Source organism: Streptomyces sp. NPDC093225, assembly GCF_044753805.1.
In the GTDB taxonomy this organism is placed as follows: Bacteria; Actinomycetota; Actinomycetes; order Streptomycetales; family Streptomycetaceae; genus Streptomyces.
Window position 1 is genome coordinate 1 of sequence record NZ_JBIVNX010000030.1, and the last position, 17,014, is coordinate 17,014.

16 protein-coding genes are annotated in these 17,014 nt (G+C 72.9%); 13 read left to right on the plus strand and 3 right to left on the minus strand.

Annotated features, from left to right (window positions below; translation table 11 throughout):
- The first annotated feature begins 158 nt into the window (after window positions 1-158).
- The 8 genes from ACIQCH_RS24750 (at window position 159) to ACIQCH_RS24785 (ending at window position 6,863) form a co-directional block, all read left to right on the plus strand.
- Window positions 159-806 carry an HAD family hydrolase gene (locus tag ACIQCH_RS24750; RefSeq protein WP_402584249.1) on the plus strand — a complete coding sequence of 216 codons (648 nt, stop codon included), beginning with the start codon at window positions 159-161 and terminating at the stop codon, window positions 804-806.
- Window positions 807-849: 43 nt separating this feature from the next.
- A complete protein-coding gene (locus tag ACIQCH_RS24755) occupies window positions 850-2,073 on the plus strand; it encodes an MFS transporter (RefSeq protein ID WP_402584251.1) in 1,224 nt (407 codons plus the stop codon).
- Window positions 2,024-3,196: an acetoin utilization protein AcuC gene (locus tag ACIQCH_RS24760; RefSeq protein ID WP_402584253.1), complete on the plus strand. Its 1,173-nt coding sequence runs from the start codon at window positions 2,024-2,026 to the stop codon at window positions 3,194-3,196. The genes ACIQCH_RS24755 and ACIQCH_RS24760 overlap by 50 nt, the downstream gene beginning before the upstream one ends.
- 83 nt (window positions 3,197-3,279) lie before the next feature.
- On the plus strand, window positions 3,280-4,095 hold the full coding sequence (locus ACIQCH_RS24765; RefSeq protein ID WP_402584255.1) for a phosphatase: 816 nt from the start codon (window positions 3,280-3,282) through the stop codon (window positions 4,093-4,095).
- Between the two features lie 127 nt (window positions 4,096-4,222).
- Window positions 4,223-4,432, plus strand: coding sequence for a helix-turn-helix domain-containing protein (locus tag ACIQCH_RS24770; RefSeq protein ID WP_158939552.1), 210 nt, complete (start codon window positions 4,223-4,225; stop codon window positions 4,430-4,432).
- Between the two features lie 122 nt (window positions 4,433-4,554).
- Window positions 4,555-4,653, plus strand: a complete 99-nt coding sequence (locus tag ACIQCH_RS24775; RefSeq protein ID WP_003948845.1) for a 30S ribosomal protein bS22 — start codon at window positions 4,555-4,557, stop codon at window positions 4,651-4,653.
- Between the two features lie 135 nt (window positions 4,654-4,788).
- Window positions 4,789-5,811 (plus strand): NAD-dependent epimerase/dehydratase family protein, encoded by a 1,023-nt coding sequence (locus ACIQCH_RS24780; RefSeq protein WP_402584256.1) that lies wholly within the window; start codon window positions 4,789-4,791, stop codon window positions 5,809-5,811.
- Window positions 5,812-5,813: 2 nt separating this feature from the next.
- Complete coding sequence (locus ACIQCH_RS24785) at window positions 5,814-6,863, plus strand: lysophospholipid acyltransferase family protein (RefSeq protein WP_402584258.1); 1,050 nt, start codon at window positions 5,814-5,816, stop codon at window positions 6,861-6,863.
- A gap of 76 nt (window positions 6,864-6,939) precedes the next feature.
- Here ACIQCH_RS24785 and ACIQCH_RS24790 read toward each other — a convergent pair whose 3' ends face one another.
- The 3 genes from ACIQCH_RS24790 to ACIQCH_RS24800 form a co-directional block, all read right to left on the minus strand.
- The gene (locus ACIQCH_RS24790) at window positions 6,940-8,178 is read right to left on the minus strand and encodes a DUF5667 domain-containing protein (RefSeq protein ID WP_402584260.1); all 1,239 of its coding nucleotides are present in this window, start codon (window positions 8,176-8,178) and stop codon (window positions 6,940-6,942) included.
- 215 nt (window positions 8,179-8,393) lie between these two features.
- The gene (locus ACIQCH_RS24795; RefSeq protein ID WP_402584262.1) at window positions 8,394-9,188 is read right to left on the minus strand and encodes an ECF subfamily RNA polymerase sigma factor, BldN family; all 795 of its coding nucleotides are present in this window, start codon (window positions 9,186-9,188) and stop codon (window positions 8,394-8,396) included.
- A gap of 450 nt (window positions 9,189-9,638) precedes the next feature.
- Complete coding sequence (locus tag ACIQCH_RS24800; RefSeq protein WP_402584264.1) at window positions 9,639-10,589, minus strand: HAD family hydrolase; 951 nt, start codon at window positions 10,587-10,589, stop codon at window positions 9,639-9,641.
- Window positions 10,590-11,073: 484 nt separating this feature from the next.
- On the opposite strand from ACIQCH_RS24800, the gene ACIQCH_RS24805 reads away from it, so the two are divergent.
- The 5 genes from ACIQCH_RS24805 to ACIQCH_RS24825 all read left to right on the plus strand — a co-directional run bounded on the left by ACIQCH_RS24805 (window position 11,074) and on the right by ACIQCH_RS24825 (window position 16,966).
- Window positions 11,074-11,352, plus strand: coding sequence for a glutaredoxin family protein (locus tag ACIQCH_RS24805; RefSeq protein ID WP_030207633.1), 279 nt, complete (start codon window positions 11,074-11,076; stop codon window positions 11,350-11,352).
- Between the two features lie 268 nt (window positions 11,353-11,620).
- Window positions 11,621-12,544 (plus strand): redox-sensing transcriptional repressor Rex, encoded by a 924-nt coding sequence (locus ACIQCH_RS24810; protein WP_402584266.1) that lies wholly within the window; start codon window positions 11,621-11,623, stop codon window positions 12,542-12,544.
- Entirely contained in the window at window positions 12,541-14,289 is a 1,749-nt protein-coding gene (locus ACIQCH_RS24815; RefSeq protein WP_402584268.1) for a glutamyl-tRNA reductase, read from the plus strand. The genes ACIQCH_RS24810 and ACIQCH_RS24815 overlap by 4 nt, the downstream gene beginning before the upstream one ends.
- Complete coding sequence (gene hemC, locus ACIQCH_RS24820; protein ID WP_402584270.1) at window positions 14,286-15,302, plus strand: hydroxymethylbilane synthase; 1,017 nt, start codon at window positions 14,286-14,288, stop codon at window positions 15,300-15,302. Before ACIQCH_RS24815 ends, hemC begins: the two co-directional genes overlap by 4 nt.
- Window positions 15,299-16,966 (plus strand): uroporphyrinogen-III synthase, encoded by a 1,668-nt coding sequence (locus ACIQCH_RS24825; protein WP_402584272.1) that lies wholly within the window; start codon window positions 15,299-15,301, stop codon window positions 16,964-16,966. The genes hemC and ACIQCH_RS24825 overlap by 4 nt, the downstream gene beginning before the upstream one ends.
- The last annotated feature ends 48 nt before the right edge of the window (window positions 16,967-17,014 follow it).

The window sequence follows — 17,014 nt, forward strand, 5'->3', positions numbered from 1 at the left end:
GGAAGCTAAGCCTTTCAGCGCCGATGGTACTGCAGGGGGGACCCTGTGGGAGAGTAGGACGCCGCCGAACAATCATTGTGGGAAAGCCCCGCACCTTCTGGTGCGGGGCTTTTCTGCGTTTACGGGCCGATGATCCCCGTACCTTTAGGGTCGGGGTCATGGGCTATGAACTCGTCATCTTCGACAACGACGGCGTGCTGGTCGACAGCGAGCCGATCTCGAACCGCATCCTGGCCGGCTACCTGACCGAGCTGGGCCACCCCACCAGCTACGAGGACTCCCTCCGCGACTACATGGGATCCGCGATGCACCGCATCCACGACCTCGTGCTCGAGCGGACCGGGCAGCGGCTGCCGGAAGACTTCGACGAGGTCTTCCACGGCCGGGTGTTCGCGGCCTTCGAACGCGAGCTCAAGGCCGTACAGGGTGCGCGGGACGTCCTGGCGGAGCTCAAGGAGCGCGGGATCCCGTACTGCCTCGCCTCCTCCGGGAGCCACCAGCGCATCCGGGTCGGGCACCGCAGCGCGGGGCTCACCGAGTTCTTCGACGACGCCCGCCTCTTCAGCGCCGAGGACGTCGGCAAGGGCAAGCCCGCCCCCGACCTGTTCCTGCACGCCGCCGCGCGCATGGGGGTCGCACCGCAGCGCTGCGTCGTCGTCGAGGACAGCGGGCTCGGCGTCCAGGCCGCCGTGGCCGCCGGCATGGACGTGTACGCGTTCACGGCGATGACCCCCGTCGAGCGGCTCGCCGGGGCGACCGGGTACTTCGGCGCGATGGACGAGCTGCTGCCCAAACTCGCCGTGTGATCCATCTACCCACCGGTAGGCACGGGGCCTACGCTGTGCGGCCATGACTGACGTGCGCCTGCGCCGCGGCAGGGCCTCCCTGGGCCTCAGCTTCTTCGCCCAGGGGGTCACCTTCGCGCTCCTCGTGACGAGGATCCCCGCCATCCAGGACCGGTACGGCATATCCGACGGCCTGCTGCCGCTCTTCCTGGCCGCCGTGCCCGTGCTGGCGGGAGTCGCCAGCGTCGCCACCGAGAAGCTGGTGCGGAGCGTCCCGCCGAGCCGGGTGCTGCGCTGGACGCAGCCCCTGGTGCTGCTGGCCCTCCTGGGTGTCGGCGCCGGGTCCGGGATGTGGCAGGTGGCGCTGGCACTGGGCGCGTTCGGGCTGGCGGTCGGCGGGCTCGACGCGTCCATGAACATGCTCGGCGTGAGCCTCCAGCGCGACTACGGCCGCAGCATCATGCTGGGCTTCCACGCCGCGTACAGCCTCGGCGGGATCGTCGGGGCCTCCGCCGCCTGGGCGGGGGCGCACTGGCACCTGTCGCTGTTCACCTCCTACCTCCCGGCCGTGCTGCTCCTGCTGCCGGCGGCCTTCCTCGGGTCCCGCTGGTACGTCGACCAGCAGGGAGCGCAGCCGGTCGCCGGGGAGGCCCCCGGCGCGGCCGGCTCCGGCCTCGTGTTCCGGCTGCTGTTGCCGCTGTGCCTCGTCATGGCCTGCGCGTACATCGGTGACTCGACCGTCGCGAACTGGAGCGCCAAGTACCTCCAGGACGTCCTCGGCAGCTCCGAGCAGCTGGCGACCGTGCCCTACAACGTGTACATGGTGACGACGCTGCTCGGCCGGGCCGTCGGGGACCTCGGCGTGCGCCGCTTCGGTGCGGTGGCCGTCGTACGGGCCGGCACGCTGGTCGCGGCCGCCGGGTTCGCCGTGGTGGCCGCGGCGCCCGGGGCGTGGTCCGGCATGGCCGGCTTCACCCTCCTCGGGCTCGGGCTGTGCGTGATCGTGCCGCAGACCTTCGCCGCCGCGGGCCGGCTCTTCCCCGGCGCGTCCGACGCCGCGATCGCACGGCTGAACATCTTCAACTACGTGGGCTTCCTGGTCGGCTCCCCGCTCGTCGGCGCCCTGGGCGACGCCTGGAGCTACCGCGGCGCCATGCTCGTACCGATGGCCCTGGTCCTCGTCACTCTGGTCCATGCCCGCTCGTTCGGCGCGGAGGGGGCCCGATACGGTGGCGGGCATGAGCGGCCGCGGGTTGTTGATGTGGGACGAGGCGGTAACGGGGTATGACTTCGGACCGAGCCATCCGATGGACCCGGTGCGCCTGGCGCTGACCATGGGTCTGGTCCGCGCCTTCGGGCTGGACCGGGAGATGGCGGTACGGGCCGCCAGGCCGGCCGGGGACTCGACCCTGCGGCTGGTCCACCGGGAGGACTACGTGGCCGCCGTGCGGGAGGTCTCCGCCGATCCCGGCGTCGCCGACGGCTCGTACGGGCTGGGCACCGTGGACGACCCTGCGTTCCGCGGCATGCACGAGGCCTCCGCCCTGATCGCCGGGCAGTCGGTGGGCGCGGCCGAGGCCGTGTGGCGCGGTGAGGCCGAGCACGCGGTGAACTTCGCGGGCGGGCTGCACCACGCGATGCCGGGCGGGGCGGCCGGCTTCTGCATCTACAACGACGCGGCGCTCGCGATCGCCCGGCTGCTGGAGCTGGGCGCGGAGCGGGTGGCGTACGTGGACGTGGACGTCCACCACGGGGACGGGGTCCAGGCGGCCTTCTGGGACGACCCGCGGGTCATGACCATCTCCCTGCACGAGCACCCGCGGACGCTGTTCCCGCAGACCGGCTGGCCCGAGGAGACGGGCGGGCCGGGCGCGGCCGAGGGCACGGCCGTGAACGTGGCACTGCCGGCCGGGACCGGTGACGAGGGCTGGGTACGGGCCTTCCACGCGGTGGTGCCGGAGCTGCTGGCGGAGTTCCGGCCGCAGGTGCTGGTGACGCAGCACGGGGCCGACACGCACTTCGAGGACCCGTTGGCGCACCTGGCGGTGTCCCTGGACGCGCAGCGGGAGGTGCAGGAGGCCTGCCACCGGCTGGCGCACGAGCACGCCGACGGGCGGTGGGTGGCGCTGGGCGGCGGCGGGTACGCGGTCGTGGAGGTCGTACCGCGGTCGTGGACGCACCTGGTGGGGATCGCGGCGCACCGGCCGGTCGATCCGGCGTCCGCCGTGCCGGCGTCGTGGCGCGACGAGGTGTACGCGCGGACGCGGCAGCTCGCGCCGGCGCGGATGACGGACGGGCGGTCCGTCAGTTGGCGTGACTGGGACGGCGGTTACGATCCGGCGGACCGGATCGACCAGGCGGTGCTCGCCACGCGGCGGGCCGTGTTCCCGCTGCGGGGGCTGCTGGCCTGAGGCCCGCCGTTTTTTAGCCCAAGTGTGGGGAGTATCCGGGGTTTTGGCCCTGACACAGGTGAGGGCGCGGCAGCATCGGAGGGGTGTTGAGCACCGGCGCGCTGCGTGCGCATCTGCTGGCCGCCCGGTTGGCCGGGCCCGTGGCGACCTCCCGTGAGGACAGCCTGCGCAGTTACCGACTGTTCGCGGCGCGGGATCCGCGGGCGCTGCTGGGGCTCGACCCGGAGTGGGGCTGGGGCGAGGGCGACCTGCTGCGGCTGATGGCCGACAAGTGCGGGGTCTCGGCGGACCCCGGCCTGGTCAGCGGGCCGGACGTGATCGATCCGGAGCTGACGTTGGCCGGACTCGACGCGTTCGCGAGGCGGTTACGGCAGGCTGCGGCGGCGCGGGCGCCCGTGCTGTTCGGAACCGGTCACCCGCACCGTCTCCTGGCGTTCTACGGCAGTTTGGCGGAGGCCCTGTCGGCGGCGGGATGTGTTGTCCTCACCCCCGCGCAGGGCGCACCCGTCGACGTCGCCACCCGTTTCGGCGTACGCGGGTACACCCTCGATTACGTACGCGGCGTAGGTCTCGTGCGCGAGCCGGGATCGCGCACGGCCGGAAGTGCGACCGGCGCACACACCCACTCGCCGCTCCCGGTTCGGTTCGCGCTCGGGGCGTTGGCGGAGGCCGGCGGGCCGCTGCCGGCGCTCGTGGTGGGAGATCACGGCTGGGTCTGCGGTGCAGGTCAGCTGGGATTCGAGACGCTCGGGCTGGCCGATACGGATGATCCGGCGCTGTTCGTGGGGGAGGCCGAGGGAAGGGTGTCGGTCACGGTTCCGCTTGATGACGCCGTGCGCTCGGACTACTACCGTCCGCTCGCTCGCTATGTACTCAATCGGGCGAGTCTGTCGGCCTGATCCCGTGGCCGCTACTCCTCTTCCCCACTCGTATCATCCGCCCCTACCCTGGGAGTGAGCGCGCGGCGACGAGGAGTAACCGGAGGGGAAGCCGGTGCCCGTCATGCGCGGAAGGTTCAGGTGTGTCATGGCTGCTGGCGAGAGGCCTCTCAGTGAGGTTCAGTTCCTGACCGTGGCGGAGGTCGCCTCGGTGATGCGAGTGTCGAAGATGACCGTGTACCGCCTGGTGCACAACGGCCATCTGCCCGCGATCAGGGTCGGCCGGTCCTTCCGGGTGCCCGAAAACGCGGTCCACGAGTACCTCAGGGAGTCCTACGTGGGGGTGGAGACGGCCTGACGGAGACCCCCGGGTGACCCTCGGATTACAAGCTCGACGCTCAGGCGGGTAGGCTAGGCCGACGTAGGTCGTGTGGGCCCAGACGCCCCGCACCGAGTGAGAAGAAGTGAGCGAGGGTAGTCGTGGGCTCTGTTATCAAGAAGCGGCGCAAGCGGATGGCCAAGAAGAAGCACCGCAAGCTGCTCAAGCGCACCCGCGTTCAGCGTCGTAACAAGAAGTAAACGGCGTCTGTACGTGTTCTCCGGGGCCCCTCCGCCATCCTGTGGTGGAGGGGCCCCGGTGTGTTTCCGGGTGTATAAGGGCCCGTGTACGCCGCGTACGCAGCCGGGTACGGCAACGATGGGGAGGCGCTGACTTTGGGGAAGGTCGTGCTGGTGACCGGGGCTGCCCGGCAGCTCGGGAGCCGCTTCGTCAGACGGGTCCAGCGGGACCCCGAGGTGTCCCGGGTGATCGCGGTGGACGCCGTGCCACCGCGCCAGCGGCTCGGCTCGGCGGAGTTCGTCCAGGCCGACATCCGGCAGCCGGCGATCGCCCGGATCCTCGCCGAGCACGCGGTCGACACGGTCGTCCACCTGGCGGTCACGGCCACCCCGTTGGGCGGCGGCGGCCGCACCGCGGTGAAGGAGGCCAACGTCATCGGGACGATGCAGCTGCTGGGCGCCTGCCAGAAGTCCCCGACGGTACGCCGACTGGTCGTGAAGTCGAGCACGAACGTGTACGGGGCCGCCCCGCGCGACCCGGCGGTCTTCACGGAGACCACGCAGCCCAAGGCGCTGCCCGGCGGCGGCTTCGCCAAGGACACCGTCGAGGTCGAGGGGTACGTACGGGGCTTCGCCCGGCGGCGCCCGGACGTGGCGGTGTGCATGCTGCGGTTCGCGAACATCCTCGGGCCGCGCGCGGACTCGCCGCTGGCCGAGTACTTCTCGATGCCGGTGCTGCCGACGGTGCTGGGCTACGACCCGCGGCTGCAGTTCGTCCACGAGGACGACGTGGTGGACGTGCTGGAACTGGCCGCCGGTGAGCCGCGGCGCGGCAGCCTCAACAGCGGCACGTTCAACATCGCGGGGGACGGGGTGCTGCTGCTGTCGCAGTGCTCGCGGCGGCTCGGGCGGCCCACGGTGCCGTTGCTGCTGCCTGCGGTGACCTGGGTGGGCCAGGCGCTGCGCACGGTGGGGATGACGGACTTCTCCGCGGAGCAGATCCGGCTGCTCACGCACGGGCGGGTCGTGCAGACCACGCAGATGCGGGACGTGTTGGGGTTCCAGCCCGGCTACACGACGGCCGAGACCTTCGCGGACTTCGCGCGGAGCCGCGGGCCGGGGCTGCTGCCGCCGGAGGCGCTGGGACGTACGGTCGACCGCCTGAGAGGGGCGCTGTAGTCATGGCCGATGCCAAGGTGATCCCGTTCGACGAGGACCGGGAGCGGCCGCGCGGGCGCGGGCAGCGACGGCGCGGCGGGACCGCGTCGCGCCGCGGGGCCGCGGAGCGGGAGGCGCAGCCCGTCGCGGTGGCGCCGGAGGTGCCCGCCCAGGGCGAGGCGCCCGAGGCCCCGGAGACGGCCTCGAGGGCCGCCGGCGGGGCGGGGGCGGGGCCGGATTGGGAGCGGCGGCTGGCGAGCGGGCTGGCGTTCCTGCGGCGCCGGGTCACGGGTGAGTACGAGGTCGACGAGTTCGGGTACGACAAGGAGCTCACCGACTCGGTGCTGATGTCGCTGCTGCGTCCGCTGTACGACACGTACTTCCGGGTCGAGGTGAAGGGCATCGAGAACGTCCCCGCGAAGGGCGGGGCGCTGATCGTCGCGAACCACTCGGGGACGCTGCCGCTGGACGGGCTGATGCTCCAGGTCGCGGTGCACGACCGGCACCCGGAGCAGCGGCACCTGCGGCTGCTGGCGGCGGACCTGGTGTTCATGCTTCCGGTGGTCAACGAGCTGGCCCGGAAGGCGGGGCACACGCTGGCGTGCGCGGAGGACGCGCAGCGGCTGCTGGAGGCCGGGGAGCTGGTGGGCGTGATGCCCGAGGGCTTCAAGGGGATAGGGAAGCCGTTCGGGGACCGGTACAAGCTGCAGCGGTTCGGGCGGGGCGGGTTCGTCTCGACGGCGCTGCGGGCGGGCACGCCGATCGTGCCGTGCTCGATCGTGGGGGCGGAGGAGATCTACCCCATGGTCGGGAACGCGAAGACGCTGGCGCGGCTGCTGGGGCTGCCGTACTTCCCGGTGACGCCGACGTTCCCGTGGCTGGGGCCGCTGGGGGCGGTGCCGCTGCCGACGAAGTGGACGATCCAGTTCGGGGAGCCGATCGCCACGGACGGGTATCCGCGGGACGCGGCGGAGGACCCGATGCTGATGTTCAACCTGACGGACCAGGTGCGGGAGCAGATCCAGCACACGCTGTACAAGCTGCTGGTGCAGCGGCGGTCCGTCTTCTTCTGACACGTCGGAAGAACGCGTCTCCGGCGCGCCGGAGGCCGGGGCCGCCGCGGGGCGGTCCCGGCCTCCGGGGGTGGTGCTACCTCGCGTCCTCGCCGCTGATGCCCAGGCCCGGGAGGATGCCGGGGAGGATCGGCGGGAGGGTGATCTCCGGCTTGGTGGTCGCCGGGTTCGTCGGGCTGGGCGTGGCCCCGTCGTCGGGCGGGTCGAGCAGGTCGCCGACGCCCCCGGTGATCGGGTCCTCGGGGCTGCCGTCGTCGCCGTCTGTGCCGCCGTCCCCGCCGCCGGGGTGCGGCGAGGCCGGCCGGCCGTTCTCGCCGGGCGGGGCGCTGGCGGCCGGGCCCGGGCGGGTGTCCGTACCGGTCCGGGACGTGCCCTTGTCCGTCGTCCCACTGCCTCCGGACGTGGCGGAGCGGGGTTGCTCCGGGGGCCGCGGCAGCATGGACTGCAGCGGCTCGACCTCGTCGTCTATGGCGTCGAAGACCGAGTTCACCTCGTCGCCCACGTCGGTGAGCTGGGGCGGGAGCTTCTCGCGGAGCTGCCCCCAGGCCTCGCGGTGCTGCCGGGAGAACGAGGACAGCGCCTGGATCGGGCCGAGCTTGCCGTCCCGCTCGTACTCGGCGTGCAGCAGCCGGTGGCCTTCCTCGGCGTCGTGCTTCACGTCCGCCAGCGCCCGTCGGACCTCGCCGAGGTGCTCGTGGTCGAGCGTCCCGGACCGGCCGCGCTCCATGAGTCGGCGGGCCTCGGAGAGCCGGGTCGAGGCCTGGTCGAGGTAGAGCTCGCCGCGGTCGGCGTCGCCGTCGGCCATCCCGAGTCTGAGGTCCTCCATGCCGCGCTTGACCGGGTAGAGCGAGTCACCCGGCAGGGCGTCGGTACTGGCAGCGGCCACTCCGCTGAAGGCCCCGGCGGCGACACCGACGGTGAGTCCGCCCGCAGCGATGCCCTTCGACCAGCGGGAGCGGGGCCGCAACTTCCGGAGCGGGGTGGCCCGGTGGGCCCCACGGCCGGTCCGCTGTTCGGGCACGTGAGGGTCCGCCGAAGCACCGGCTCCGACCGTCCCCTCCATGACCATGGTCTCCATGGCGGCAACGAGCTGCGCTCGCTGCACCACCTTGACCTCTGCGTCCAACTGCGGGCGCGGCAGTGTGTCGAGTGCGTCCGCCAAGGCCAACATCCGGGCGTAATCAGCCGGTTCAGCCGTGTCGGCAGGCGCTTCGGGCTGCTCGGCCGCCGCCTCCGCGGGATCGGCCGGAGCCTGATCCTCCAGGGCCTGGGCGAAGGCGTTCGCCCGCCGGTGCGCCGAAACGTTCGCGATCACTGGCGGCACCTCCTCTCGTCATGACGATCGACTCCCGTGAGGGTCGGGAAGGTTGCGTGTCCAGTGGAAACCCACTCTTTCGAGTGAGGATCCCCGGATACGGCCTGTCCACAGGGAGCCTGCATTCCGCACAACGAGCGGCGCGGCACTTGGGTTACGGACGAAGGATGATCGGACCACAACGTCATACAGAGGTCACCGGTAGGGAGTTGGGATCAGCGGGCGTCGTCCGGGAGCAGTCGGGCCAGGGTGCGCACCGCTCGGTACTGGAGGGTCTTGATGGCCCCCTCGTTCTTGCCCATCACCCGGGCCGTCTCGGCGACCGACAGGCCCTGCAGGAAGCGCAGGGTCACGCACTCCTGCTGCTGCGGATTCAGTTTGCGTACGGCCTCCAGCAAGGCCGCGTTGGAGAGCGACTCCAGGACGGAGTCCTCGGGGGAGCGCTCGACCTCGTTGGCGTCGAGCATCTCGCCGGTGGTGACCTCCAGCCGGAACCGGCTGGACTTGAAGTGGTCGGCCACCAGGTTGCGCGCGATCGTCACGAGCCATGCGCCGAAGTCACGGCCCTGCCAGGTGAAGGTGGAGATGCGGCGCAGGGCGCGCAGGAAGGTCTCGCTGGTGAGATCCTCCGCCGTCGCCTTCCCGCCGACCCGGTAGTAGATGTAGCGGTACACCGTGTCGCTGTACTGGTCGTAGAGGCGGCCGAAGGCCTCGGCCTCGCCGTTCTGGGCGCGCTCGACCAGGTCCATCATGCGGGCGCTGTCGCTGTCCGCGGTGGGGCGGCGGGCGGCCGACGCGGTCGTGCCGGCGCCGGACCGACCTCGTCTGCCCACGGTCGCCCCGCCGTCGGCCAGGGCGTAGCAGGGGCCGGCGAGGCCGGCTCCCGCAGGAACCGCGGCGGTGAAGGCGGGGACGGCGTACGCGGTGGGGACGAAGCCGCGCAGGTGGCCGAGGACCGTTGCGCGCAGCGTAGCCAGGCCCGAGGCGTCAACCCCGACAGGTGGGTACACGGGACTCCCAGAGGCAGAGCTTCCATCACGTGCAGTGCGGGCCCGTTCCGTTGACCGGCCACCGCGCCGACCGGCGGGTGGTGACGCAGGGGTGCCCGTATGCGTTTGAGGAGAATAACGCTTCGTACAGGCAGCGCTACACCCAGTTGCTCAAATCATCGATTCCGACACTTCTGTTGCGTGTCCAGGGCATATTCAGTCGCCCTTCGTGATCGATTGATGATCGGTTCTGCGCGCGGAATGGCTGCTTCCAGCGCGTGTTGTGGCCGTGCCGAAAGCACCCGTGTGCCCTGCGTGTCCTGCGGGGGCCGTGGGGGTAGAGGTGGGGGAATGCGCAGCGCGCCCCGGCCCCGCAGGGTGCGGGGCCGGGGCGCGCGGGGTCGCGGGCCCGGGACAGGCCGGTTTGCCGTTCCGGGCGGGCCCGTTCGCCGTCCGGGGCGGCTCCGGGCGCTACTTGCGGCGGCGGTGCAGGGCGACCGCGGCCGCCGTGCCGCCCGCCAGCGCGCCGACGCCGGCGGCCGCGGGGATGCCGACCTTGGCCGCCTTGCGGCCGGTCCGATAGTCGCGCAGGCGCCAGTCGTGGGCCCGGGCATGCTTGCGCAGTTTTGTGTCGGGATTGATCGCGTACGGATGTCCGACCAGCGACAGCATCGGGATGTCGTTGTGCGAATCGCTGTACGCGGCGCAGCGCGCGAGGTCGAGGCCCTCGGCGGCGGCGAGCGCACGTACCGCCTCGGCCTTCGCGGGGCCGTGCAGCGGCTCGCCCACCAGGCGGCCCGTGTAGACCCCGTCGACGGACTCGGCGACCGTGCCCAGCGCGCCGGTCAGGCCCAGGCGGCGGGCGATGATCGTGGCCGTCTCGACGGGGGCCGCGGTCACGAGCCAGACCCGCTGGCCGGCGTCGAGGTGGGCCTGCGCCAGCGCGCGGGTGCCCGGCCAGATCCGCTCGGCCATGTACTCGTCGTAGATCTCCTCGCCGATGTCCGTCAGTTCGCTGACCCGGTGACCCTTGACGATGGACAGGGCGCTGTCGCGCGCGTCCTGCATGTGGTCGGGGTCCTCGACGCCGGCGACCCGGAACCAGGCCTGCTGCCAGGCGAAGCGGGCCAGTTCGCGGCGGCGGAAGAACTCGCGCTTGTAGAGGCCGCGGCCCAGGTGGAAGATCGCCGCGCCCTGCATGACGGTGTTGTCGAGGTCGAAGAAGGCGGCGGCGTGTTCGTCGCCGACGACGGGGAACTCGGGTTCCTCGACGCCCTCTCCCGTTTCCTGCGCTTCTCTCTCCTCTTCCCGCGCCAGTTCGCGCGAGGTCTTGCGCGCGGCCTCGGCAGAGGCCTCGCCTGCGAGCACGCTCCGCGCGGTCGCGGGGCGCTTACGAGGGGTGAGCCAGTCCAGAGCGGCCATGAGGTGAGGATAGCCACTGTGTTCGGGTCTCCCCGAACGGTCCGGATGCGGGGGCGTGAACAGTGCGGGGCGACGGTGTTACGGGGGGCGGGGCGGGGGGGCGGGGTGCCCGGAAGCGGGCAGGGGGGTGGTGTTCCGGTTCGGGTCGGGGTGGGGTGAGGTTCGGGTCGAGCTCGGCTTCGGGGCTGGGCGGGAGGCTGGGGGCCGCTTCGTGGGCGGGGCGGGGTGGGGCTTGCTCTCGCTTCGTGGGGCCGTCCCGTGGTGCGTGGGTCCCCTCGCCTCTTGACCCGCCATGGCCTGCAGGCCCTGCGGCAGGCCCACCCCGGAGGCTTTGGGGCTTCGCCCTGGCCTTCGGCCACCTCCGGCCCGGGCCTGCCTCCGGACCAGCCTGCCATGGCGCCTCAAGAGGCTGCCCCACACACCACGGGGCGGCCTGGCGGGGGCTTCGAATCGGGGGCCGGAGGCAGGGGGCGAGAATGGCCGTATGAGCCCTTTGCTGCGCCGTAAGGAAAAGAAGGCCCCCGGGGAGCGGATGGTCACGCTCGTCGGGAAGCCGGGCTGCCACCTGTGCGACGAGGCCCAGGCGGTGGTGGAGGAGGTGTGCGCGGAGACCGGCGCCTCCTGGGAGAAGAAGGACATCACCCAGGACGAGGAGCTGTACCGCAAGCACTGGGAGCAGATCCCGGTGGTGCTCGTCGACGGCGAGCAGCACACCTTCTGGCGGGTGAACCCGGAGCGGCTGCGCAAGGCCCTGGTGGGCTGAGCGGGTCGACCCGGGCGGGGGTCGGCCGTCGGGGCGGGGACGGGCCCGGGCGGGCCGTCCGCCGGGGGTGGCCCCACCGGGACCGGGACGCCTGGGGGTGGCGCGCAGTTCCCGGGGCGTGCGCCCGGAGCGCGTGACCCCCATCACTTTGGTCGGACAAATTGGACACAATCTTTGTGCACGCGTTCACAAAGACATAGCCTGCTGTCGACGGGGCGGTCATGGGACAAGCGACCGCCCACAGCCCCGCTCATCCCGCAGGAGCATCGTGGCAACTGGCCGAAATCACCGACCGGCGACCCGCAGCCGAGGCATTCCCGAGGCCACCGTCGCCCGGCTCCCGCTGTACCTGCGGGCTCTCACCGCGCTCTCCGAGCGCTCGGTGCCCACGGTCTCCTCGGAGGAGCTCGCGGCCGCCGCGGGCGTCAATTCCGCGAAGCTGCGCAAGGACTTCTCGTACCTCGGCTCCTACGGCACCCGCGGTGTCGGCTACGACGTCGAGTACCTCGTCTACCAGATCTCCCGAGAGCTCGGCCTGACCCAGGACTGGCCGGTCGTGATCGTCGGTATCGGTAACCTCGGCGCGGCCCTGGCCAATTACGGCGGGTTCGCCTCCCGTGGCTTCCGCGTGGCCGCGCTCATCGATGCGGACCCGGCGATGGCCGGAAAGCCGGTGGCCGGCATCGCGGTGCAGCACACCGACGAGCTGGAGAAGATCATCGAGGAGAACGGCGTCTCCATCGGTGTCATCGCCACCCCCGCCGGCGCCGCGCAGCAGGTCTGCGACCGGCTCGTCGCCGCGGGCGTGACCTCCATCCTGAACTTCGCGCCGACCGTGCTGTCCGTGCCCGAGGGCGTGGACGTGCGCAAGGTCGACCTCTCCATCGAGCTGCAGATCCTCGCGTTCCACGAGCAGCGCAAGGCCGGCGAGGAGCCGCCGGCGGCTTCCGGGCCGGGTGCCGGTTCCGGCGCCGCGGCCGGTGGTGGCGCGGGTGCCGGTACGGGCGACGCGCCCGTCGCCGGTGCCGTTCCGGCCGGTGCCGCGACTCCCGCCGAGGGCTCCGCCTCGGCCTCCGCCTCCGCGGCCGTGGAGGCCGCGGCGGGTGCGGCGCGCGCCGGTGCCCGCAAGGCCGCCGCCTCCGCCGCCTCCGGCGGCCCCGAGGGCGACGTCCCGGCGGTGATGCCGGCATGAGTCTGCTCGTCGTAGGGCTGAGCCACCGCAGCGCGCCCGTGAGCGTGCTGGAGCGGGCCTCGCTGTCCGTGGACGCGAAGGCGAAGCTGCTGCACGACACGCTGGCCGCCGAGCCGGCGACGGAGGCGGCGGTCCTCGCCACCTGCAACCGCATCGAGCTGTACGCGGACGTGGACAAGTTCCACGCCGGCGTCGCCGAGCTGTCCACGCTGCTCGCCCAGCACAGCGGCGTGGCGCTGGAGGAGCTCACCCCCTACCTGTACGTGCACTACGAGGACCGGGCGGTGCACCACCTGTTCTCGGTGGCGTGCGGCCTGGACTCGATGGTCGTGGGCGAGGGTCAGATCCTCGGCCAGATCAAGGACGCGCTCGCGCTGGGGCAGGAGCTCCACACCGCCGGGCGCCTGATCAACGACCTCTTCCAGCAGGCGCTGCGGGTCGGCAAGCGCGCGCACTCCGAGACCGGCATCGACCGGGCGGGCCAGTCGCTGGTCACGTTCGGCCTCGAGCAGCTCTCCATGGGCGTGCCGGTCGAGGCCTGGGCCGCGGGCAAGCGGGCGCTGGTCATCGGCGCCGGCTCGATGTCCTCGCTGGCCGCGGCGACGCTCGCGCGGGCGGGCGTGGCCGAGGTCGTGGTCGCCAACCGCACGCTGGAGCGCGCGGAGCGGCTGGTGGAGATCCTGGGCGAGAAGGTGGCCGCGCGGGCGGTCGCCATGGACGCCGTCGCACGCGAACTGACACGAGTCGACGTGGCCGTCTCCTGCACGGGGGCGACCGGTCTGGTGCTGACCGCCGACGACATCGCCGCCGCCCTCGCGGAGCGCGTGTCCGTCGGCGCGGTGGCGCCCGGCACGGTCGGTGCGGGACGCACCGCGGGAACCGTGTCCGGACAGCCCGTTCCGGCCGTCCCGGTCGCCGACCGTGCGGCCCGGACCCCGTCCGCGGCCGTCACCGTCGACGCCGACCCGCAGGTCGTCGCGCGGCTCGCCGAGGCCGCGGCACGGCTCGGACGGCTCGCCGACGCGGGTGCGGCGCGGACGCTGGCGGCCGGTACGGGCGTGAGCGCCGACGCCGACGCCTGCCCGGTGGACCTGGCGCCCGGCGCCAGCGGCCGGGCCGCGATCGCCGGGGTGGACGCCACCTCGCTCGAGCTGCACGGCGCCTGGGCCGACCGGGCCGAGGCCACCGGGCGCCAGGCCGTCCGGCGGGCCACCGTCCCGCAGCAGGGCGGCCAGAGCGGTGGGGCGGTGCGGATCGCGCTGCTCGACCTCGCCATGCCCCGTGACGTCGACGCCGCCGTGCACCGCCTGGCCGGCGTACGACTGGTGGACATCGAGTCGCTCGCCGAGGCCTCCGCCGACGCGCCCATGGCGGCCGACGTCGACCAGGTCAAGGCGATCGTGGCCGCCGAGGTGGCCGCCTTCGGCGCGGCCCAGCGGGCCGCGCACATCACCCCCACCGTCGTCGCGCTGCGCGCGATGGCGGCCGAGGTGGTCGCCAGTGAAGTGGCCCGGCTCGACGGGCGGCTTCCCGAACTCGACGAGCGGCAGCGGGCCGAGGTCACCCAGACCGTCCGCCGCGTCGTCGACAAGCTCCTGCACGCGCCCACCGTGCGGGTCAAGCAGCTCGCCAGCGAGCCCGGCGGCGCCGGGTACGCCGACGCCCTGCGGGAACTCTTCGACCTCGACCCGGAGACGGTCGCCGCCGTCAGCCGCGTCAAGAACACAGGACCGGCAGCATCATGAACTCAGCGAAGTCAGCGAATCCCGCCCAGGACGCCGGGGCCGCGGCCGGGGAGCAGCGGCCGCTGCGTCTCGGGACGCGGCGCAGCAAGCTGGCCATGGCCCAGTCCGGGCACGTCGCCGACGCCGTGCGCGCCCTCACCGGCCGGCCGGTCGAGCTCGTCGAGATCACCACGTACGGGGACGTCTCCCGCGAGAACCTCGCGCAGATCGGCGGCACCGGCGTCTTCGTGACCGCCCTGCGCGACGCCCTGCTGCGCGACGAGGTCGACTTCGCGGTGCACTCCCTCAAGGACCTGCCCACCGCGCAGCCCGCCGAGCTCGTCATCGCCGCCATGCCGCGCCGCGAGGACCCGCGCGACGTGCTGGTCGCCCGTGACGGTCTGACCTTCGAGCAGCTTCCCGACGGCGCCCGTGTGGGCACCGGGTCGCCGCGCCGCATGGCGCAGCTCAACCACTACGCCCGCCAGCTCGGCAAGTCGATCGAGACCGTCGCGATCCGCGGCAACGTCGACACCCGCATCGGATACGTGCGGGACGGCGAGCTGGACGCGGTCGTGCTGGCAGCCGCCGGCCTGAACCGCATCGGCCGCAGTGCCGAGGCGACCGACCACCTGTCGGTCGACAACGTCCTGCCCGCGCCCGGTCAGGGCGCCCTGGCTATCGAGTGCACCGCGGCCAACGCGGACCTCGCCGCCACGCTCGCGCAGCTCGACGACCCGCACACCCGGGCCGCCGTCACCGCCGAGCGTTCCCTGCTCGCCGCCCTGGAGGCAGGCTGCAGCGCACCGGTGGGTGCGCTCGCGGACCTGCTGCCGCACGGCGACGGCGGGGATGTCACCGAAATGCGCCTGCGCGGCGTCGTCGGCACCACCGACGGCTCGACGCTGGTGCAGCTGTCCACCACCGGTCCCGTGCCCCAGTCGTACGACGAGGCGATGGCGCTCGGCCGCGAACTCGCGGACGAGATGCTGGCGAAGGGTGCGGCCGGTCTTATGGGGGAGCGAGCACTTTGAGCCCCACACCTTCCACCACCTCCGCTTTCCCGGCGGTCGCGGCCCACGGGCACGTCACCTTCCTGGGTGCCGGCCCCGGCGACCCGGGACTGCTCACGCTGCGGGCGGTCGAGGCCCTCGCCGCCGCGGACGTACTGATCGCGGAGCCCGAGGTGCTCGACGTCGTACGCACGCACGCGCGGGCAGCGGTCGACACGCCGCAGCTGACGGTCGCTGACGAGACGTCAGCAGCCGCCGGAGTCCCGGTGATCCGCGATGCGGCCAATCTTGTCATGGAGGCCGCGCGGACCGGCAGGCGGGTCGTCCGTGCCGTCACCGGCGACCCCGGTCTCGACGGCAACGCCGCCGAGGAGATGCTCGCTTGCGCGACCGCGGGCATCCCCTTCGAGGTGGTGCCCGGTGTCGCGACCGCCGTCGGCGTGCCGGCGTACGCGGGCGTGCCGCTGCGCGACGGGCACGGTGCGGACGTCCGCTTCGTGGACGCCCGTACCGCCTCGGCCCGCTGCTGGACCGAGGTGGGTGCCAGCGACGGCACCCTCGTCGTGTCCGCGACGCTGGAGACCGTGGCGGCGGCCGCTACCGAGCTGGTCACGGCCGGCCGCAAGCCCGACACCCCGCTGACCGTCACGGTCGCCGGTACGACGACCCGGCAGCGCACCTGGACCGCCACGCTGGGGTCGATCGCGCAGGTCTTCAAGCAGGGCAAGGTGCTGCCCTCGCCCGAGGGCCACCAGCCCGTCATAGCCGTGGTCGGGGAGCACTCCACGACCGCCCGCCGCGACGAGCTCGCGTGGTTCGAGTCGAAGCCGCTGTTCGGCTGGCGGGTGCTGGTGCCGCGCACCAAGGAGCAGGCCGCCTCGCTCTCCGACCAGCTGCGCAGCTACGGCGCGGTGCCGCACGAGGTGCCGACCATCGCCGTCGAGCCGCCGCGCACCCCGCAGCAGATGGAGCGGGCGGTCAAGGGCCTGGTCACCGGCCGCTACGAGTGGATCGCCTTCACGTCGGTCAACGCGGTGAAGGCGGTGCGCGAGAAGTTCGAGGAGTACGGGCTCGACGCGCGTGCCTTCGCGGGCATCAAGGTCGCCGCGGTGGGCGAGCAGACCGCCGCCGCGCTGGTCGAGTTCGGCGTCAAGCCGGACCTGGTGCCGAGCGGCGAGCAGTCCGCCGCCGGGCTGCTGGAGGACTGGCCGCCGTACGACCCGGTCTTCGACCCGATCGACCGCGTCTTCCTGCCGCGCGCCGACATCGCCACGGAGACGCTGGTGGCGGGCCTGATCGAGCTGGGCTGGGAGGTCGACGACGTCACGGCGTACCGCACCGTGCGCGCCTCGCCGCCGCCGGCGGAGACGCGCGAGGCGATCAAGGGCGGCGGCTTCGACGCCGTTCTCTTCACGTCGTCCTCGACCGTGCGGAACCTGGTCGGCATCGCCGGCAAGCCGCACAACGTCACCGTCATCGCCTGCATCGGCCCGGCCACGGCGAAGACCGCCGAGGAGCACGGCCTGCGGGTGGACGTCCTGTCGCCCGAGCCCTCGGTCTCGAAGCTGGCGGAGGCGCTGGCGGAGTACGGTGCGGCCCGCCGCGACGCGGCCAAGGAGGCGGGCGAGGTCGTGGCCCGTCCCAGCGAGCGCAGGCCGGGCGCCCGGCGGCGGCGGACCACGTGACGGCTGCCGGCCGGTTAGGGCCGCGCACGGCGCGTGACGGCGCCGCAC